Here is a 19,676-nt window from a genome sequence, read left to right on the forward strand (position 1 = left end):
CCGTGTCAGACCGTCAGGGAACGGTCCGTCGGGCGGATCGGGGCGTGCAGGGCACTGCTGCCGGTCAGGAAGCGGTCCACTCCGCGTGCGGCGGAACGGCCCTCGGCGATGGCCCAGACGATGAGGGACTGGCCGCGGCCGGCGTCGCCGGCGACGTAGACGCCGTCGACGTTGGTCGCGTAGTTCTCGTCGCGCGCGACGTTGCCGCGCTCGTCGAGCTCCAGGCCGAACTGCTGGACGAGGCCGTTGGCCTGGTCGGTTCCGGTGAAGCCCATGGCCAGGGTGACGAGCTGGGCCGGGATGACGCGCTCGGTGCCGGCCTTCTGCTCCAGCTTGCCGTCCTTGAACTCCACCTCGATGAGGTGCAGGGACTGGACGTTGCCGTCCTCGTCGCCCTCGAAGTGGGTGGTCGAGACGGAGTAGAGCCGCTCGCCGCCCTCCTCGTGCGCGGAGGTGACCTTGTAGAGCATCGGGAAGGTGGGCCAGGGCTGGTTGGCGTTCCGCTCCGCGCCCGGCTGCGGCATGATCTCCAGCTGGGTGACGGAGGCCGCGCCCTGCCGGTGGGCGGTGCCGACGCAGTCGGCGCCGGTGTCGCCGCCGCCGATGACGACGACGTGCTTGCCCTCGGCGGTGATCGGGGAGACCGTCAGGTCGCCCTCCTGCACCTTGTTGGCGAGCGGGAGGTACTCCATCGCGAAGTGGATGCCCTTGAGGTCGCGGCCCGGGACGGGCAGGTCGCGGGAGACCGTGGCGCCGGCCGCGATGACGACGGCGTCGTAGCGGCGGCGGAGCTTGGCGGCGTCGATGTCCTTGCCGATCTCCACCTCCGTGCGGAACTTGGTGCCCTCGGCGCGCATCTGCTCGATGCGGCGGTTGATGTGCGACTTCTCCATCTTGAACTCGGGGATGCCGTAGCGGAGGAGTCCTCCGATGCGGTCCGCGCGCTCGAAGACGGCGACGGTGTGGCCGGCCCGGGTCAGCTGCTGGGCTGCGGCGAGTCCCGCGGGGCCCGAGCCGACGACGGCGACGGTCTTGCCGGAGAGGCGCTCGGGCGGCTGCGGGGTGACGTCGCCGCTGTCCCACGCCTTGTCGATGATGCTGACTTCGACGTTCTTGATGGTGACGGCCGGCTGGTTGATGCCGAGGACACACGCAGACTCGCACGGAGCGGGGCACAGCCGGCCCGTGAACTCCGGGAAGTTGTTCGTGGCGTGCAGGCGCTCGGACGCCGCCGACCAGTCCTCACGGTAGGCGTAGTCGTTCCACTCGGGGATGAGGTTTCCGAGCGGACAGCCGTTGTGGCAGAACGGGATGCCGCAGTCCATGCAGCGGCCGGCCTGCTTGCTGATGATCGGGAGCAGCGATCCCGGAACGTAGACCTCGTTCCAGTCCTTGACACGCTCGCCGACGGGGCGGGTCTCGGCGACCTCGCGTCCGGTGGTCAGGAAGCCCTTGGGGTCAGCCATTGGTCGCCGCCTCCATCATCTTCTCGGTGGTCTCCTGCTCGGAGAGACCGGCGAGCTCAGCGGCGTCCTTGGCGGCGAGCACTGCCTTGTAGGTGGACGGGATGATCTTGCTGAAGCGGGCGGCGGCGGAGTCCCAGTCGGCCAGCAGCTTCTCGGCGACCGTGGATCCGGTCTCCTCCTGGTGGCGGCGCACGACGTCGTGCAGCCACTGCCTGTCGGTGTCGTCGAGCAGCTCGACGGCACCGATGTTGCCCGTGTTGACGTTGTCGAGGTCGAGGTCGATGACGTACGCGATGCCGCCGGACATGCCCGCGGCGAAGTTGCGTCCGGTCTCCCCGAGGACGACCGCGTGGCCGCCGGTCATGTACTCGCAGCCGTGGTCGCCCACGCCTTCCGAGACGACCGTGGCACCGGAGTTGCGGACGCAGAAGCGCTCGCCGGTCCGGCCGCGGAGGAACAGCTCGCCGCCGGTCGCACCGTAGCCGATGGTGTTGCCGGCGATGGTGGAGTACTCGGCGAGGTGGTCGGCGCCGCGGTCGGGGCGGACGATGACGCGTCCGCCGGAGAGGCCCTTGCCGACGTAGTCGTTGGCGTCGCCCTCCAGGCGCAGCGTCACGCCGCGCGGGACGAAGGCGCCGAAGGACTGGCCGGCGGAGCCGGTGAAGGTGATGTCGATGGTGTCGTCGGGCAGGCCCGCACCACCGAACTTCTTGGTGACCTCGTGTCCGAGCATCGTGCCGACGGTGCGGTTGATGTTGCGGATCGCGATCTGCGCGCGGACGGGCTGGGCGGCCTCGGGGGTGTCGGCGCCGAGGGCGTCGGCGGCGAGCTTGATCAGCTCGTTGTCGAGGGCCTTGGCCAGGCCGTGGTCCTGCTCGGCGATCTGGTGGCGCACCGCGCCCTCGGGCAGCTCGGGCACGTGGAAGAGGGGCTCGAGGTCGAGGCCCTGGGCCTTCCAGTGGGTGACGGCCCGATCGGTGTCGAGGAGTTCGGCGTGGCCGACGGCTTCCTCGATCGTGCGGAAGCCGAGTTCGGCGAGGATCTCGCGGACCTCTTCGGCGATGAACTCGAAGAAGTTGACGATGTACTCGGCCTTGCCGGAGAACCGGTCGCGCAGGACGGGGTTCTGGGTGGCGATGCCGACCGGGCAGGTGTCGAGGTGGCAGACGCGCATCATGACGCAGCCGGAGACGACGAGCGGCGCGGTCGCGAAACCGAACTCCTCGGCGCCCAGCAGCGCGGCGATGACGACGTCGCGGCCGGTCTTGAGCTGGCCGTCGGTCTGGACGACGATGCGGTCGCGCAGGCCGTTGAGCAGCAGCGTCTGCTGGGTCTCGGCGAGGCCGAGCTCCCAGGGGCCGCCCGCGTGCTTGAGCGAGGTGAGCGGCGAGGCGCCCGTGCCGCCGTCGTGGCCGGAGATGAGGACGACGTCCGCGTGGGCCTTGGAGACACCCGCGGCGACCGTTCCGACGCCGACCTCGGAGACCAGCTTCACGTGGATGCGGGCCGCCGGGTTGGCGTTCTTGAGGTCGTGGATCAGCTGAGCCAGGTCCTCGATGGAGTAGATGTCGTGGTGCGGCGGGGGCGAGATCAGGCCGACGCCCGGGGTGGAGTGCCGGGTCTTGGCGACCCACGGGTAGACCTTGTGGCCGGGCAGCTGGCCGCCCTCGCCGGGCTTGGCGCCCTGCGCCATCTTGATCTGGATGTCGTCCGCGTTGACCAGGTACTCGCTGGTGACTCCGAAGCGGCCGGAGGCGACCTGCTTGATGGAGGAACGGCGCGCCGGGTCGTAGAGGCGCTCGGCGTCCTCACCGCCCTCACCGGTGTTGGACTTGCCGCCCAGCTGGTTCATGGCGATGGCGAGGGTCTCGTGCGCCTCCTGGGAGATGGAGCCGTACGACATGGCGCCGGTGGAGAAGCGCTTGACGATCTCGGCGGCGGACTCGACCTCGTCGATGGAGATCGGCTCGCGGCCGCTCTTGAAGCCGAACAGGCCGCGGAGCGTCATGAGGCGCTCGGACTGCTCGTTGACCCGGCCGGTGTACTTCTTGAAGATGTCGTACCGGCGGTTGCGCGTGGCGTGCTGGAGGCGGAAGACCGTCTCCGGGTCGAACAGGTGCGGCTCGCCCTCGCGGCGCCACTGGTACTCGCCGCCGATCTCCAGCGCACGGTGCGAGGCGGAGATGCCGGAGGCCGGGTACGCCTTGGTGTGCCGGGCGGCGACCTCCTTGGCGACGACGTCGAGTCCGGCGCCGCCGATCTTGGTGGCGGTGCCGTTGAAGTACTGGGCGACGAAGGCCTCGTCGAGGCCGACGGCCTCGAAGACCTGGGCGCCGCGGTAGGAGGCGACGGTCGAGATGCCCATCTTGGACATGACCTTCAGGACGCCCTTGCCGAGGGCGTAGATCAGGTTGCGGATGGCCAGCTCGGGCTCGATGCCCTCGATGAACGTACCGGCGCGGACGAGGTCCTCGACGGACTCCATCGCGAGGTACGGGTTGACGGCTGCGGCGCCGTAACCGATGAGCAGTGCGACGTGGTGGACCTCGCGGACGTCGCCGGCCTCGACCAGCAGGCCCACCTGGGTGCGCTGCTTGGTGCGGATGAGGTGGTGGTGGACGGCCGAGGTGAGCAGCAGCGACGGGATCGGCGCGTGCTCGGCGTCGGAGTGCCGGTCGGACAGCACGATGAGGCGGGCGCCGTCCTCTATGGCGGCGTCGACCTCGGCGGTGATCTGCTCGATGCGGGCGGCGAGTGCGTCGCCGCCGCCGCTGACGCGGTAGAGGCCGGACAGGGTCGCGGCCTTCATGCCCGGCATGTCGCCGTCGGCGTTGATGTGTATGAGCTTGGCCAGCTCGTCGTTGTCGATCACCGGGAAGGGCAGTGTGACCGCCCGGCACGCCGCGGCGGTCGGCTCCAGGATGTTCCCCTGGGGGCCGAGCGTGGAGCGCAGCGAGGTGACGAGCTCCTCGCGGATGGCGTCCAGCGGCGGGTTGGTGACCTGCGCGAACAGCTGGGTGAAGTAGTCGAAGAGCAGCCGGGGGCGCTCGGAGAGCGCGGCGATCGGCGAGTCGGTGCCCATGGAGCCGAGGGGCTCGCCGGCGGTGCGGGCCATCGGGGCCAGGAGGACGCGGAGCTCTTCCTCGGTGTAGCCGAAGGTCTGCTGGCGGCGGGTGACCGAGGCGTGGGTGTGGACGATGTGCTCGCGCTCGGGGAGGTCCTCGAGCTCGATCTCGCCGGTCTCCAGCCACTCCTGGTACGGGTTCTCGGCGGCCAGGGACGCCTTGATCTCGTCGTCCTCGATGATGCGGTGCTCGGCGGTGTCGACGAGGAACATCTTGCCGGGCTGGAGGCGGCCCTTGCGGACGACCTTGGCCGGGTCGATGTCCAGGACGCCGACCTCGGAGGAGAGGACGACGAGGCCGTCGTCGGTGACCCAGTAGCGGCCGGGGCGCAGGCCGTTGCGGTCGAGGACCGCGCCGACCTGGGTGCCGTCGGTGAAGGTGACGCAGGCCGGGCCGTCCCAGGGCTCCATCATCGTGGAGTGGTACTGGTAGAAGGCGCGGCGGGCCGGGTCCATGGACGTGTGGTTCTCCCACGCCTCGGGGACCATCATCAGCACGGAGTGCGGCAGCGAGCGGCCGCCGAGGTGGAGCAGCTCCAGGACCTCGTCGAAGGAGGCGGAGTCGGAGGCGTCCGGGGTGCAGACGGGGAAGATGCGGTCGAGCTGCGCCTCGCCGAAGAGGCTGGAGGCGAGCTGGGACTCGCGGGCCTTCATCCAGTTGCGGTTGCCCTTGACCGTGTTGATCTCGCCGTTGTGCGCGACGAAGCGGTACGGGTGGGCGAGCGGCCAGCTCGGGAAGGTGTTCGTGGAGAAGCGGGAGTGGACCAGCGCGACCGTGGTGGCGAAGCGGCGGTCGGAGAGGTCCGGGAAGAACGGCTCCAGCTGCCCGGTGGTGAGCATTCCCTTGTAGACGATCGTGCGTGCGGAGAGCGAGGGGAAGTACACCCCGGCCTCACGCTCGGCGCGCTTGCGCAGGACGAACGCCTTGCGGTCCAGCGCGATGCCGGTGCTCGTGCCGTCGGCGACGATCAGCTGGCGGAATTCGGGCATCGTGGCCCGGGCGCCGTTGCCGAGGATGTCCGGCGTGACCGGGACCTGGCGCCAGCCGAGGACGTCGAGGCCCTCTTCGGCGGCGATCTTCTCGATCTGCTTGACGCCGTCGGTGGACTCGTCCGCCGGCAGGAAGGCGATGCCGACGGCGTAGGAGCCGGCCTCGGGGAGGTCGAACGTGACCTCTTCGCGGAGGAAGGCGTCCGGGACCTGAAGAAGAATGCCGGCGCCGTCACCCGAGTCGGGCTCGGATCCTGTGGCGCCGCGGTGTTCGAGGTTGCGCAATACGGTCAGCGCCTGCTCGACCAGCTCATGGCTGGCCACACCGGTCAGAGTGGCCACGAACCCGACGCCACAGGCGTCGTGCTCGTTACGGGGGTCGTACATCCCCTGCTGGACAGGGCGACCGTCCATGGGCGACCAGGCGTCGGAACGCATCGGCTCTCCCGTCGTCGTCGTGGCATGTGCTGTGCCGAGGGACGACGTTGGCCCTCTGCGAAATTTCGTGCAGGTTACATGATGGAACGCTTCTCAAAAAGCGGAAAGACTGTTCCAGCATGCGGACACCACGGACTCGTGGCGGCGGGGGTCCTGGGCGGACGATCCGGTGATTCACGTCCGGGAGACCGCAGAGAGCAGGCGTCGTTGCCTGCGGTGTCTACGGCTCTTTCCCAGCGGTCACAGAATTGAAACCGCCGAGTAATGGCTACTTATGTGTAGCGCTGCATAGGGTCTCATTTTAAGGCCGCGCGGCCTCATCCGCCCAGAGGTGTGCGCCACGACATACGTCACACCGGTCACCCCCGAGGACGCCGACGGGGCCTCGGGGGCCACAGCGGGGAGCCTCGACAGGAGGCCGAGAGGGCCGCCTCCCCACCTCCGCGCACGGCCGAAGCGACGTGAAACCGCTGGTGAGGCCCCGGCACCCCCTGTTAACTTCAAGGTCGTTCGTCCATACGACCGGGGGGATATGCATGCGTAAAACCAAGATCATCGGCATGGGGCTCATACCCGTGCTGATGTGCGGGACGATCGGCGCCGGCATGACGGCAGCGCTCGTCCTGACGGCTCCGGCGGCATCGGCCACCGACCGGGCGTGGGGGCCGCCCACAGCCCTGACCAGCACGAGCACCGCGAACACCAGCCCGGGCGTGCAGGTGACGCCGGACGGCACCGCCGTGACCGTGTGGACCCGTGGTACCGCGGACGGTCCGCAGGAACTCTGGGGGGCGACCCGACCGGCCGAAGCCACCTCATGGAGTGCCCCGGTCCGTATCGCTTCCGACCAGCACTACGTGCGCGACGTGCACCTGGTCACCGAGGCGGACGGCTCGGTGACGGCAGGCTGGGGGCACTCCAGGACGGACGACTCCGGCCCGTACAGCACGTCGAGGCTCGCGGCCGGAGCGGCGGCGTGGACGGCCCCCGCACCCTTCACACCCGCCGCCTACGTGTACGACCTCGTACTGGTGAGTGGACCCGGTGGCCGCCTCACCGCTGTCTGGAACGGCGAACCGACTCCAGGGGGGGACCAGCAGGAGGACGGACTGTACGCCTCCGACCTGGCCGCACCAGGAGGCACATGGTCCGAGGGGGTGCCGATCGGCAGCGGTTATTCCTACGAACTGAAGGCGGCGTCGGCGGCCGACGGTGCGGTGACCGTCGCCTGGCACGCGGACCTCGACGGGTCGGAGCAGGTGCGGGTGGCGAGCCGGGCGGCCGGCTCGGCCGGCTGGAGCACCCCCGAGGCGCTGAAGACCGGTGACTCCCTGCTCGAACTGGACGTGCGAGCGGCTGCCGGTGGCGCGTCCCTGGTCAGCTGGTGGGGGGCCGGCCTCACCCGCTCGCTCGTCTACCGCCCGGCGGGCAGCACGACGTGGGGTGGCACGGAAGACCTGCCCGCGGACCCGCACCCGGGTACCACCTCGCCGCCGCAACTCGAACCCGACGGCCGGGTGACCGCGATGTGGTCCAGTGACAGCACCCTGCTGCGGACGGCCACCCGTGCGCTGGACGGCACGTGGTCACAGCCCCGCACCGTCGCCGGGGCGGAGGTGTTCAAGCTCTGGGGCCCGGCCATGGGCCGCGACGGCTCGCTCACCGCCATGTGGACGACGCTCGAGGGCGAACTGTGGGCCGTGGTGCGCTCGGACGGTGTCTGGGGCCCGGCCGTGCACGTGGGTCAGGTCAACCTCCACGCGCAGGGCTCCGTGGCCACCGGCACGGACGGCCGTGCCGTGGCCGTGTGGAACAAGCAGCTCGGCCTGACGCCCGACTACCACCCCATCGAGCAGGTCTGGACGACGGCCACGGGCGCCGCGAAGCCGGCCGCCCCGCCCTCGCACCGGGACCACGTCGGTGACGACGGCTTCCCCGACCTGTTCGCGCGCGGGACCAACGGCTCGCTGCTCGTGTACCAGGGCAACGCGTCCGGAAGGGTGTCGGTGACCGCCGACGGCGGTACCTGGCCCACGACGTCCACGCTCATACCCTTCGGCGACCTCGACGGCGACGGAGCGAACGACACCCTGGTCACCGACGCGACGGGCTCTCTTCACCGTTACAGCCCGCCGCGGGGCACCGTCGTCACTCCTCGGTCCCCGTCGGTGCGGTTGAACAGCAGCTGGTCGGGCTTCAACGGTCTGACCTACTCCGGCGACTTCACCTCGGACGGCCTGCCCGACCTGGTGGCCCGCGAGACCGCGACCGGCGACCTGCGCCTGTTCGCGGGCACCAGCGGCGGGGTCCTCACCCCCGCCGGCCGGATCGGTACCAGCTGGAACGGCCTGACCATCGTCGGCGCCGGTGACCTCAACGGTGACAAGCACGCGGACCTTGTCGCCCGCACCGCCAACGGCGACCTGTACCGCTACAACGGCACCGGCAAGGGGACCATCTCCTCCGGCGTGAAGATCGGCTCCGGCTGGGGCGGCATGGCCGACTTCGTCGGCATCGGCGACCTCACCGGCGACGGCAGGGACGACATCCTCGGCCGCACCAACACCGGTGACCTGTACCGCTACGCAGGCAACGGCACCGGAGGCATCGGCTCCGGTGTCAAGATCGGCACCGGCTGGAAGAGCTTCGCCGGTATCCACTAGCGCGGCGCGGCGGGAAGCGGCGAAGGCAGGTCCCCTGACCGGGGGGCCTGCCCTCGCCGTACGCAGGTGCGTGAGCCGCGCGGCCCGTCAGCCGGCCGCCACGCCGAAGAGCGTGCCCAGACCGTAGGTGACCGCCGCGGCGGCCCCGCCGAGCAGGAGCTGGCGCAGTCCGCTGAACCACCAGGTCCGCGCCGTCACCCTGGCCACCACCGCGCCGCAGCCGAAGAGACCGGCCAGGGCGAGCAGGACGGCGGGCCACATCTGCGAAGCGCCCAGCAGGTAGGGCAGTACGGGCAGCAGGGCCCCCAGGGCGAAGGCGCCGAAGGAGGACACGGCCGCGACGAGCGGCGAGGGCAGGTCGCCCGGGTCGATCCCCAGCTCCTCGCGGGCGTGTATCTCCAGAGCCTGTTCCGGATCCCGGGAGAGCTGCCGCGCGACCTCCTGGGCGAGTGCCGGCTCGACTCCGCGTGACTCGTAGAGCGCGGCGAGCTCCCGCATCTCGTCCTTGGGGTGCTTGCGGAGCTCGCGCCGTTCGACGGCCAGCTCGGCCTCGACGAGCTCACGCTGCGAGGCGACGGAGGTGTACTCCCCCGCCGCCATCGAGAACGCGCCGGCGGCGAGCCCGGCCAGACCCGTGATGACGATGGTCTGCTGGGAGACGGCCCCTCCGGCGACGCCCGTCATCAGGGCGAGGTTGGAGACGAGACCGTCCATCGCGCCGAACACCGCGGGCCGCAGCCAGCCGCCGTTGACGTCGCGGTGGGTGTGGTTGTCCCGGTGCGCCTCGTGCAGTACGGCGTCGGTCTCGATGATGGACACAGCTCTCCCCTTCTCCGTGAGCGGACCCCGTGTACTGCTCCCGCTCCACACCGTCGAAAGTACGCACGAAAAAGGGCTCCCGCCAGCAAGGAAGGCCGAACTTACCTACCCTCGGAACGTCACCCATGCGGTCGATTTGTACGAAATCGCGCCTCGCTCGGGTGTGGGCGGGGAAACCTCGCGTATCCGGTTGTTCCGGGTGCGAGCGAAGGGTCGGCACGATGGAGCTCATGGCGGACGGTCCGGCGGCGGGCACGGGCGACCGGGCGCGGGGGGCCTTGCTGGGGCTCGCGGTGGGGGACGCGCTCGGTGCCCCGGCGGAGAACATGCGCCCGTCCGAGATCCGCCGCCGCTGGGGCCGTATCGAGGGCTTCGTCAGTGACGACCCGGCCGGGACCGACGACACGGAGTACGCCATCTTCTCCGGGCTCCTGCTGGCGAGGCACGGTTCCGCGCTCACCGTCGCGCATGTCGAGAGGGCCTGGCACCACTGGATCGCCGACCTGGACGAGGGTCCGTTCCGGGGTGCGGGGTTCAGCGAGCGCGGGACGCTGGAGAACCTGCGGCGCGGTCTCGCCGCCCCGATCTCGGCCCAGCACCGGCACGCGTGGAGTGACGGTCTCGCCATGCGGGCGGCGCCGTTCGGGGTGTTCGCCGCCGGCCGGCCGGCCGAGGCCGCCCGCCTGGTGGCCGTGGACGGGCAGGTCAGCCACGACGGGGAGGGCATCTACGGCGGGCAGGCGGTCGCGGCGGGGGTGGCCGCCGCCATGGTGGGAGCGGGGCTCGCCTCGGTGATCGCCGCGGCGCTCTCGGTGGTGCCGATGGACTCCTGGACGGCCCGCTCGCTGCGCCGGGCGGTCACGGCCGCGCAGCGCACGTACCCGGACCGGCTGACCGGGGAACGCGCGGTGCGCTCGGCGGTCGTGATCGGCGGTTACCCGTGGACGGACCTGGCGCCGGAGGCGGTGGGCCTGGCCTTCGGCGCGTTCACGGCGGCGCGGGGTGACTTCCGTACGGCGGTCCTCACGGCCGTGAACATGGGCCGGGACGCCGACACCACGGCCGCCGTGGCGGGAGCACTCGCGGGCGCCCTGCACGGGATGTCGGCGATCCCCCCGGACTGGGCGGCGGCGATCGGCCCGGTGCGGGGCAGCTGCCTGCCCTCGATGCGCGGCTACCACGTCCTGGACATCGCGGAACTGCTGACCCCGGACGACGGGGAGGACCACCGGCCGGAGGCCCCGCGGGCCCGGGACCGGGAGCCCGGGACGGACCACCGGCCCGCTCCGGACCACACCCCCTCAGCGCTCCGCCGTCCCGCCCCGGACCACGCGCCCCCGGCACACCGCGAGCCGGCCCCCGGCTGCCCGGCCGCCCTCGAACACGGGCCCGCCGCGCCGTCCGCCGGCCGGTCGCCCGTTCCCGCGTGGTACAGGCCCGTACGCGTACGGCCGGGCGCTCCGGCCTCCGGCGCCCGGTGGGACGCCGGATGACCGCCGCCCGCTCCACCCGGCGGGGCACGCCCACCGCGTCGCCGGAGTCCGCCCCGCAGGTGGCCGTCCGGATCGCGGCCGGGCCTGCGGCCCCCAGCGGCGTTCCGGACGGCCGCGGCTCCCCGGCCAGGCTGTCCAGGATCGAGGGGCTGCTGCTCGGACTGGCCGCCGGTGACGCCGCCGGGTGGCCTGCCGCGCGGCACCGGGCGGCACGGATGCCGGAGTGGACGAGGCGGCTCACCCGGGAGCTGGACACCTTCGCGGAGCAGAACGCGACGACGACGCTCCCCGTGCCCATCGCCCTCAACCAGCCGCCCGAACCGCTGCGGCTCGGTCCGTCGGACGACGCCGAATGGGCCGCGTTCGCCGCCCGGACCGTGCTGGCCGCCGCCGCCGACCACACTCCGGACCTCTCCCCCGGCCACCGCATGCGGGACGCGGTCGACCGGGCGTGGAACGCGCTGGCGGCGAAGGTCGCCGCCGCGAGCGCCCGGGCGCCGGAGGTCGAGTCCGCCGTGCTGCCGCTGCGGGCCCGGATCTCCGTACGGGCCGGGCTGGGCAACCTGGCCGCCGGGCTGCGCCCGCCCGCCACCGGTCACGACAACCCGCACTACTTCGACGACGCCGCGTGCGTGCGCGCCGCCGTACTCGCCCTCGTGCACCCGGGTGATCCGGCGGCGGCGGCGGAGCTCGCCGAGTTCGACGCGCGGTACACCCAGGACGGCGACGGGGTGCACGGCGCGCGCGCCGTCGCCGCCGCGATCGCCGAGGCCCTCGCGGGAGCGGATGTCGACACGGTGGTGAACGCCGCGCTGGACCAGCTTCCCGAGGGCACCGAGATCGCCCGCAACGCCGTCCACGCCGTGCGGCTGGCCCGGGAGTTCGCGGACGAGGCGGCGGGCGCCTTCGCTCTCGTCCCCGTGCTGGAGCACCAGATCGTGGACCACGTCTACAGCTACGGGATCGCCGCGGCCGAGACCGTGCCGGTCGCGCTCGCGCTGACGACCGCGGCCCGGGGCGAGTTCGCCCAGGCCGTGCCCGCCGCGGCCTGCCTGTCCCGGGTCGCCGACTCGGCCCCCGCGCTCGCCGGGGCCCTGACCGGGGCGCTGGGCGGGGCGGCGACCGTGCCCTCGGGCTGGCGGGAGGCGTGCCGGACGCTGGCCGGGTGCGCGCTGCCCCTGCTGGCAGGCACGGATCTCATCGAACTCGCCGGGCTGCTGGCAGCCACGGAACCGGCCACCACGGGTGGACAATTCCGACATGGCACACAAAGCATCCGAACCGCTCGCGGCCGGCACGACCACCACGACGCTCACCCTGGATGAACGCATCACCGGAGCCCTCGTCGGCGCGGCCGTCGGCGACGCGCTCGGCGGCCCCGTCGAGGGCTGGACGCCCGAGCAGATCGCGGAGCGCCACGGCGGCCGGGTGACCGGCGTCGTCGGACCCTGGTACGGCGACGACTGGCGCACCGCGCGCCCCATCGCCCCCTACCACAAGGGCGACGGACACGTCACCGACGACACCCTGATGACGCACGCGCTGATCCGGGTGTACGAGACGGTGCGGGACCATCTCGACGCGTACGCCGTCGCCGACCACCTCGTACCGGACCTGATGTCACGTCCCCGCTGGATCCCGGAGCTCGAGGCCGAGGCGCTTCCCCTCCAGCGGATCTTCCTCGCCGAGAAGTGGATCGTCACGCGGCTGCACTACGGGCACGCCGACCCCCGTGAAGCCGGCTCCGGGAACATCGTCAACTGCGGGGCGGCGATGTACATGGCGCCGGTCGGTCTGGTCAACGCGGCCCACCCGGAGGCCGCGTACGCGGAGGCACTCGATGTCGCGGGCGCCCACCAGTCCTCCTACGGCCGGGAGGCGGCCGGGGTGCTGGCCGCCTCCGTCGCCGCCGCGTGCGCCCCGGACGCGAGTCCCGTCTCCGTCGTCGAGACCGCTCTGGCCCTCGCCAAGGACGGCACCCGGGCGGCGATCGAGTCGGTGTGCGAAGTGGCTTCCCGTCACACGGACTTCGAGTCGGCGCTGATGCCGCTGCGCGCCGCCGTCGCCCCCTTCGACACGGTCGGCCCTCACTACCGCGATCCCTCGCTCGGCGCCCGGCGGCCCTCCCGGCTGCACTCCGTCGAGGAACTGCCGGTCGCACTCGGCATGCTGCTCGTCGGCGACGGCGACTACCGTCGCACGGTGCTCGGCTCGGTCAACTACGGCCGCGACTGCGACTCGATCGCCACGATGAGCGGCGCGCTCGCGGGCGCCCTCCACGGCGAGCAGTCGATCCCCGCGACGTGGGTGAAGACGGTCTCGGAGGCCAGCCGCCTCGATCTGCAGGCGCCGGCACGGGCGCTGGCGGAGGTGGCCCGGGAGATCTTCGCCCGGGACACGAAGCGGCGCCGGGCGCACGAGGCGGCCTTCGCCGCGCTGACGGCCGGTGTCCGGTGACCGTACGTCTGACATGGGTCCAGCCCGAGGACCTGGTGGGCCACGAACTGCGCCAGGCCCGGCAGGACGGCCGGGACGCCGGGGACGTCGAGCAGCGCTGGCTCGCGGCGGGCGGTGCGCCGGCCCCGGAGCGCGCGGGGGCCTCGGAAGTCTCCGCGCCACGCCGGCTGCGCGCGCTCGCCGGGCGGCTGCTGGACGAACTCGCCCTGCTGGAGTGCCCGACCGCCGCCGACGAGCCGACCGGCCTGGCCGGGATCCGGGCCGCCTGCCCTCGCTGGCCCGCCCCCCGCACCCGCCCGGTGTCCCTGGAGCCCGACCGCCTGCACGCGGCCTGGCTGGGCCGGGCCGCGGGCTGCCTGCTGGGCAAACCGGTCGAGAAGCTGCCGTTGGCGGGTATCCGCGCCCTGGCGCGCGCCGCGGGCAACTGGCCGCTCACCACCTGGTTCACCGCCCGGGGGGTGCCCCGTGAACTGACCGCGGCCCACCCGTGGAACCGCCGGTCGGCGGCCACCTCCCTGGCGGAGAACATCGACGGGATGCCCGAGGACGACGATCTCGACCATCCCCTGCTGACCGTGCTGCTGCTGCGGAGGTACGGACGCGGGTTCAGCACGTCCGATCTCGCCCGGCTGTGGCTCGACGAACTCCCGGCCGGCCGGGTCTTCACCGCCGAGCGCGTCGCCTACCGCAATCTGCTCGACGGCATCGAGCCACCGGACACCGCACGTCACCGCAACCCGTTCCGCGAGTGGATCGGCGCCCGGATCCGGGCCGACGTGCACGGCTGGACCAACCCCGGCGATCCGGGAGCAGCCGCCGAGCAGGCCCACCGGGACGCGGTCCTCACGCACACGGCCAACGGTGTGTACGGGGCGATGTTCACCGCCGCCGCCCTGGCGGAGGCGGCCGGCGGCGAGACGGACGTGCACGGCTGTCTGGCGGCGGGCCTGCGCGTGGTGCCGCCCCGGTCCCGGTACGCGCACGCGGTACGCCTCGGCATCCGGACGGCCCGCGCCGAACAGGACTTCGACACGGTCGTGGACCGCCTCCACGACGCCTACGGGCCCACCCACCACTGGGTGCACGTCCTGCCCAACACGGCACTGCTCGCCGCCGCCCTCACCCACGCGGACGGGGACTTCGGCCGCTCCATCGGCTGCGCGGTGTCCGGCGGCTGGGACACCGACTCGAACGGGGCGACGGCCGGCTCGCTCGCCGGCCTGCTGGCGGGACGGGCCGCCGCCCTGCCCGACCACTGGACCGCCCCGCTGAAGAACCGCCTCGCCACGTCCGTGTCCGGATTCGGCTCCGTCGGCTTCGACACCCTCGCGCACATGACCTGTCAGGAGGTACGCCGCCCATGACGACGATCGTGGTGCTCGGCAGCACCAGCATGGACCTGGTCGCCCACGTCGCCCGGGCACCCGGGCGCGGGGAGACCGTCACCGGACGGCAGTTCCGGACCGTCCCCGGCGGCGCGGGGGCCGGCCAGGCGGTCGCCGCGGCCCGCGCGGGAGGGGACGTGGTGATGATCGGCGCGGTCGGGACCGACGAGTACGGCTCGCTGCTCCGCGCGCGTCTGGAGCACGCCGGCGTGGACACGGAGCTGCTGCACACCGTGGCGGGGCCCAGCGGCACCGCGCACGTGGTCCTCGACGACGAGGGACCCGGGGCGACCGTCGTGGTCCCCGGCGCGAACGGCTCGGTGACCGGGCTCGGTCCGGGCGGGGAGGCGGCCGTCGCGACGGCGGGCCTGCTGCTCCTGGAACTCGGACTCCCGGCGGCCGTCGTGACCGAGGCGGCGCGCACGGCCAAGGCCCACGGGGTGCGGACGGTCCTCACCCCCTCCCCCGTGGAGACCCTGCCGTCCGGTCTCCTGGACGCCGTCGACCTGCTGGTCCCCGACGAGCGGGAGGCAGCGGCCCTGACCGGACACGAGGAGCCGCACGCGGCTGCGCGGATCCTGCTCCGGGACGTTCCCGAGGTCGTCATCACCCTCGGCCGCAGGGGATGCCTGTACGCGGCCCGGGGCAGCGAAGCGGTCCTCTTCCCCGCCCCAGAGGCCGCCGCCGCCGACACATCCGGCGACAGGGCCGCCTTCGTCGGCACGCTCGCCGTGGCGCTCGGCGAGGGCCTGCCCGTGTCCGAAGCCGTGGCCCGCGCCTCCTCGGCCCCGGCGCCCCGTGTCCCAGGGCCCGGCGCCTCGACGTCCGTGCCCGGTCGCAGAGAGAGCGATGCCGCATGACCACTGCCGCACCCACGACGCCGCCGCTCGCAGGCCTGCGGGTCCTTGACCTCGCCACGTTGTTCGCCGGGCCGCTCGCGGCCACCATGCTGGGGGACTTCGGGGCCGAGGTCATCAAGGTCGAGCACCCCCGGAAACCCGACCCGTCACGCGGTCACGGCCCCGCGAAGGACGGGATCGGCCTGTGGTGGAAACTGCTCGGCCGCAACAAGCGCACGCTGACCCTCGATCTGTCCGCCCCGGGCGGCCGGGACGTGCTGCTGCGGCTGGCCGCGGACACCGACGTGATCATCGAGAACTTCCGCCCGGGCACCCTGGAACGCTGGGGCCTGGGCTGGGAGGAACTGCGCGCGGTCAACCCGCGCCTGGTGCTGGCCAGGGTCACGGGCTTCGGGCAGAAGGGCCCGTACGCCCACCGGCCCGGTTTCGGCACTCTCGCCGAGGCGATGAGCGGCTTCGCCGCCGTCACCGGGGAGCCGGACGGGCCGCCGACCCTGCCGCCGTTCGGGCTCGCCGACTCGATCGCCGCTCTCGCCACGGCGTACGCGGTGATGACGGCCCTGGCCGGCCGTGACCGCACCGGAGCCGGCCAGGTGGTGGACATGGCGATCATCGAACCGATCCTGACCGTGCTGGGGCCGCAGCCACTCTGGTACGACCAGCTCGGCTACGTCCAGCCGCGCACCGGCAACCGCTCCCGCAACAATGCCCCGCGCAACACCTACCGCACCGCCGACGGCCACTGGGTCGCCGTCTCGACCTCCGCCCAGTCGGTGGCGGAGCGCGTGATGCGTCTGGTGGGGCGCCCCGAACTGATCGGGGAGCCGTGGTTCTCCGCGGGGAGCACGCGTGCCGAGCACGCCGACGAACTCGACGAGGCGGTGGGCCACTGGATCGCCCGGCGCACCAGGGAGGAGGCGGTGGACGCCTTCGAGAAGGCCGAGGCCGCGATCGCGCCGATCCACGACGTGCGGGACGTGATGGAGGACCCCCAGTACCGGGCGCTCGGCACGATCACGGAGGTCGACGATCCCGAGCTGGGGCCACTGCGGATGCAGAACGTGCTGTTCCGGCTCTCGGAGACCCCGGGGGCGATCCGCTGGGCGGGCCGGCCGCACGGAGCGGACACGGAGGAGATCCTCGCGGAGGCCGGTCTCTCCGCGGCCGCTGTCGCGGCCCTGCGGGACGAGGGGGCGCTGTGAGCGGCCCGGCGGTGGCCCTGACCTGGCTGTACGTGCCCGGGGACCGGCCGGAGGTGGTCCGCAAGGCGCTCGGATCGGGAGCGGACGTCGTGATCGTCGACCTGGAGGACGCGGTCGCCCCGGGCCGCAAGGAGTACGCGCGGAAGGCGACGGCGGAACTCCTCTCGGACCCGGTCACGGTGGACCCGATGGCGGTGCCGGTCCACGTCCGGGTGCACGGCGAGGACGACGTGACGGCGCTGGCGGGGCTGCCGGGGCTGTCAGGGATGCGACTTCCCAAGATCACGCACGCCGCTTCCGTGCACCACGTGGCGGCTCTGGCGCGGGGTGTGCCGCTGTATCCGCTGCTGGAGTCGGCCCTGGCCATCGAGCACGCGTACTCGATCGCCGGGGCGCACCCCTCCGTGGGCGGCATCGCGCTGGGCGAGGCGGACCTCCGGGCCGACCTGGGGGTGCGGGACGACGGCGGCCTCGACTGGCCGCGCAGCCGCGTGGTGATCGCCGCCCGGGCCGCCGGGCTCGACCCGCCCGTGATGTCGGTGTACCCCGATGTCCGGGACCTCTCCGGGCTGCGGGCGTCCTGCGCGCACGGACGGGGTCTCGGTCTGCTCGGCCGGGCCGCGATCCACCCACGGCAGCTGCCGGTCATCGAGCGGGCCTTCCGGCCCACGGCCAGGGAGGTCGAGGCCGCGGAGCAGATCCTGGAGGCGTCACGGACCGAGGCGGGGGCCCAGGCCCTGCCGGACGGGAGGTTCGTCGACGCGGCGGTGGTGGCGTCAGCGGAACGCACGCTCTCGTTGGCGCGACGGCGTTGAGGCCGTGGGACGCGCGAAGGGGCCGCCGGACCTGTACAGGTCCGGCGGCCCCTTCCACGGTCTGCGAGCGTCAGCTCCTGTCGGCCTTCTGCGGTGACTCGTCGGCCTCCGTGTCCGTCGCCTGGTCCCCGGGGGCGTCGGCGGTGGCCTCCGAGGAGTCGGAGGGCGCGTCCTGCGCGGAGCCGGCGTCGGTGGCCTTCCCGGCGTCCTTGGTGAGGTCCACGGCGGCGGGCTCGACGACCTCCTCGCGGCCGGGGCGCACCTTCGCCGAGAGCACGATGTAGGTGACGGCGAGCACGAAGACGATGATGGCGGTCCACACGTTGAGCCGGAGGCCCAGCACGTGGTGTGCCTCGTCGACGCGCATGTACTCGATCCAGGCGCGTCCCGCGCAGTACGCCGCGACGTACAGCGCGAAGGCCCGGCCGTGTCCGAGCGTGAAGCGGCGGTCCGCCCAGATCACCAGGAGTGCCACGCCGACGCACCAGAGCGACTCGTAGAGGAACGTCGGGTGGTAGGTGCCGGCGACCCGGTTCGCGCCCTCGCTGATCTCCAGCGCCCAGGGGACGTCCGTCGGCTTGCCGTACAGCTCCTGGTTGAACCAGTTGCCCCAGCGGCCGATCGCCTGGGCGAGCGCGATGCCGGGGGCCAGCGCGTCCGCCCAGGCCGGGAGCGGGATCCCACGCCGGCGGCAGCCGATCCAGGCACCGACCGCGCCGAGCGCGATCGCGCCCCAGATACCGAGGCCGCCCTCCCAGATCTTGAAGGCGTCCACCCAGTTCTCACCGTCGCTGAAGTACAGCTGGTAGTCGGTGATCACGTGGTAGAGCCTGCCGCCGACCAGGCCGAAGGGCACGGCCCAGACGGCGATGTCGGCGACGGTGCCGGCTTTGCCGCCCCTGGCGATCCAGCGCTTGTTGCCGAACCAGACGGCGACGAAGACACCGATGATGATGCAGAACGCGTAGCCGCGGAGCGGGATCGGGCCGAGCTCGATCACGCCGGTCGACGGGCTGGGAATGAAGGCAAGGTTCATGACGGGGTCGACGCTACCCTGCCGGACGGGACGTACGGCAAGCCGTCCGGCAACTTCTGGGTAACGGGGCCCCCGGCGGAGTATCCGCCGGAGCGCCCCCCGGGCCTACGGCGTGGTCCCGGTGGTGGCCGGTTCCTTGCCCTTGTTCGCCTCTTCGACCCACTTCTTGAGGTTGGCCACGGAGATCTGCTCGTCCCCCTTCTTCGGGAAGACCGACTCGCCGTTGAGCAGGGCGGTCGGCGTGCCCTCGAATCCTCCCTCGGTGAACGCCTTGTTGGACTTCTCCACCCAGCTGTCGTGGGTGCCGTCCTCCACACAGCTGCGGAAGGCGGGGGTGTCCAGGCCGTCGACCTTGCCGGCCAGCTCGATCAGCTTGCCGTTGTCGCCGAAGGCGTCGTCGGTCTCCGCGGGCTGATTGCGGTAGAGGACGTCGTGGTACGGGGCGAACTTGCCGACGTCCTGGGCGCAGGCGGCCGCGTTGGCCGCGCGCAGCGAGCCGCTGCCGCCGAGATTTCCGTCGATGATCGTGGCCAGGTGGTACTCCACCTTCAGTCGGCCGCTGTCCGTGAGCTCCGTGATCGTGTCACGGAAGGCGTTCTCGAACTGGGCGCAGACCGGACAGCGGAAGTCCTCCCAGATCGTGAGCGTGGACGGCGCGTCGTCGGCCCCGACCTGGAGGGCGAGTCCGTCCTCGCCCATGGCCCCGGAGGGGGTGACGGCGGGCCCCGCCTCGCTGTCCTTGTCGTTCTTGCCGGCGTTGGCGGCGATCACGCCGATCACGGCGGCCAGCGCGAGCACCCCCACCACGGCGGTGGAGACGATCAGCGTGCGGCGGCGGCGCTCCCGTGCCCGGTCCTGCTCACGCTGCTGGACGAGCCGGTCACGCGCGGCTCTTCTTCGGTCTTGGTTCTTCTCGCTCACACGCCGT

The 19,676-nt window shown here is 72.5% G+C and carries 13 protein-coding genes; 8 read left to right on the plus strand and 5 right to left on the minus strand.

Annotated elements, in window-relative coordinates; all coding sequences use genetic code 11:
* Positions 1–5 precede the first annotated feature (5 nt).
* Positions 6–1,466: a glutamate synthase subunit beta gene (locus ACHFIV_RS22890; RefSeq protein ID WP_398972106.1), complete on the minus strand. Its 1,461-nt coding sequence runs from the start codon at positions 1,464–1,466 to the stop codon at positions 6–8.
* Positions 1,459–6,018, minus strand: a complete 4,560-nt coding sequence (gene gltB, locus ACHFIV_RS22895; protein WP_398972109.1) for a glutamate synthase large subunit — start codon at positions 6,016–6,018, stop codon at positions 1,459–1,461. Before gltB ends, ACHFIV_RS22890 begins: the two co-directional genes overlap by 8 nt.
* 536 nt (positions 6,019–6,554) lie before the next feature.
* Here gltB and ACHFIV_RS22900 point away from each other — a divergent pair.
* Entirely contained in the window at positions 6,555–8,681 is a 2,127-nt protein-coding gene (locus ACHFIV_RS22900) for an FG-GAP repeat domain-containing protein (protein WP_398972112.1), read from the plus strand.
* A gap of 87 nt (positions 8,682–8,768) precedes the next feature.
* Here the strand turns inward: ACHFIV_RS22900 and ACHFIV_RS22905 are convergent, their stop codons facing one another.
* The gene (locus tag ACHFIV_RS22905) at positions 8,769–9,500 is read right to left on the minus strand and encodes a VIT1/CCC1 transporter family protein (protein ID WP_398972116.1); all 732 of its coding nucleotides are present in this window, start codon (positions 9,498–9,500) and stop codon (positions 8,769–8,771) included.
* Positions 9,501–9,730: 230 nt separating this feature from the next.
* Here ACHFIV_RS22905 and ACHFIV_RS22910 point away from each other — a divergent pair, with 230 nt between their 5' ends.
* The 7 genes from ACHFIV_RS22910 to ACHFIV_RS22940 are packed head-to-tail and all read left to right on the plus strand — an operon-like array spanning position 9,731 to position 17,712.
* Positions 9,731–10,993 (plus strand): ADP-ribosylglycohydrolase family protein, encoded by a 1,263-nt coding sequence (locus tag ACHFIV_RS22910; RefSeq protein ID WP_458575933.1) that lies wholly within the window; start codon positions 9,731–9,733, stop codon positions 10,991–10,993.
* Positions 10,990–12,318: an ADP-ribosylglycohydrolase family protein gene (locus ACHFIV_RS22915; RefSeq protein ID WP_398972121.1), complete on the plus strand. Its 1,329-nt coding sequence runs from the start codon at positions 10,990–10,992 to the stop codon at positions 12,316–12,318. Before ACHFIV_RS22910 ends, ACHFIV_RS22915 begins: the two co-directional genes overlap by 4 nt.
* Complete coding sequence (locus tag ACHFIV_RS22920) at positions 12,254–13,450, plus strand: ADP-ribosylglycohydrolase family protein (RefSeq protein ID WP_398972124.1); 1,197 nt, start codon at positions 12,254–12,256, stop codon at positions 13,448–13,450. The genes ACHFIV_RS22915 and ACHFIV_RS22920 overlap by 65 nt, the downstream gene beginning before the upstream one ends.
* Positions 13,447–14,814 (plus strand): ADP-ribosylglycohydrolase family protein, encoded by a 1,368-nt coding sequence (locus ACHFIV_RS22925; RefSeq protein ID WP_398972128.1) that lies wholly within the window; start codon positions 13,447–13,449, stop codon positions 14,812–14,814. Before ACHFIV_RS22920 ends, ACHFIV_RS22925 begins: the two co-directional genes overlap by 4 nt.
* Positions 14,811–15,695, plus strand: a complete 885-nt coding sequence (locus ACHFIV_RS22930; RefSeq protein WP_398972130.1) for a PfkB family carbohydrate kinase — start codon at positions 14,811–14,813, stop codon at positions 15,693–15,695. Before ACHFIV_RS22925 ends, ACHFIV_RS22930 begins: the two co-directional genes overlap by 4 nt.
* The gene (locus ACHFIV_RS22935) at positions 15,692–16,897 is read left to right on the plus strand and encodes a CaiB/BaiF CoA transferase family protein (RefSeq protein WP_398972133.1); all 1,206 of its coding nucleotides are present in this window, start codon (positions 15,692–15,694) and stop codon (positions 16,895–16,897) included. The genes ACHFIV_RS22930 and ACHFIV_RS22935 overlap by 4 nt, the downstream gene beginning before the upstream one ends.
* Complete coding sequence (locus tag ACHFIV_RS22940; protein WP_398972136.1) at positions 16,894–17,712, plus strand: HpcH/HpaI aldolase/citrate lyase family protein; 819 nt, start codon at positions 16,894–16,896, stop codon at positions 17,710–17,712. The genes ACHFIV_RS22935 and ACHFIV_RS22940 overlap by 4 nt, the downstream gene beginning before the upstream one ends.
* 70 nt (positions 17,713–17,782) lie before the next feature.
* Here ACHFIV_RS22940 and lgt read toward each other — a convergent pair whose 3' ends face one another.
* The gene (gene lgt, locus ACHFIV_RS22945) at positions 17,783–18,748 is read right to left on the minus strand and encodes a prolipoprotein diacylglyceryl transferase (RefSeq protein WP_398972139.1); all 966 of its coding nucleotides are present in this window, start codon (positions 18,746–18,748) and stop codon (positions 17,783–17,785) included.
* 105 nt (positions 18,749–18,853) lie between these two features.
* Positions 18,854–19,669: a DsbA family protein gene (locus ACHFIV_RS22950; RefSeq protein WP_398972141.1), complete on the minus strand. Its 816-nt coding sequence runs from the start codon at positions 19,667–19,669 to the stop codon at positions 18,854–18,856.
* Positions 19,670–19,676: the final 7 nt, after the last annotated feature.

This window comes from Streptomyces sp. ALB3 (assembly GCF_044385685.1).
GTDB lineage: Bacteria > Actinomycetota > Actinomycetes > Streptomycetales > Streptomycetaceae > Streptomyces.

What these genes read in the sequence shown, in the direction of transcription:
- ACHFIV_RS22890 (WP_398972106.1), bottom strand. Translation starts at nt 1,466, where the DNA reads ATGGCTGACCCCAAGGGCTTCCTGACCACCGGACGCGAGGTCGCCGAG.
- gltB (WP_398972109.1), bottom strand. Translation starts at nt 6,018, where the DNA reads ATGCGTTCCGACGCCTGGTCGCCCATGGACGGTCGCCCTGTCCAGCAG.
- ACHFIV_RS22900 (WP_398972112.1), top strand. Translation starts at nt 6,555, where the DNA reads ATGCGTAAAACCAAGATCATCGGCATGGGGCTCATACCCGTGCTGATG.
- ACHFIV_RS22910 (WP_458575933.1), top strand. Translation starts at nt 9,731, where the DNA reads ATGGCGGACGGTCCGGCGGCGGGCACGGGCGACCGGGCGCGGGGGGCC.
- ACHFIV_RS22915 (WP_398972121.1), top strand. Translation starts at nt 10,990, where the DNA reads ATGACCGCCGCCCGCTCCACCCGGCGGGGCACGCCCACCGCGTCGCCG.
- ACHFIV_RS22920 (WP_398972124.1), top strand. Translation starts at nt 12,254, where the DNA reads ATGGCACACAAAGCATCCGAACCGCTCGCGGCCGGCACGACCACCACG.
- ACHFIV_RS22930 (WP_398972130.1), top strand. Translation starts at nt 14,811, where the DNA reads ATGACGACGATCGTGGTGCTCGGCAGCACCAGCATGGACCTGGTCGCC.
- ACHFIV_RS22935 (WP_398972133.1), top strand. Translation starts at nt 15,692, where the DNA reads ATGACCACTGCCGCACCCACGACGCCGCCGCTCGCAGGCCTGCGGGTC.
- lgt (WP_398972139.1), bottom strand. Translation starts at nt 18,748, where the DNA reads ATGAACCTTGCCTTCATTCCCAGCCCGTCGACCGGCGTGATCGAGCTC.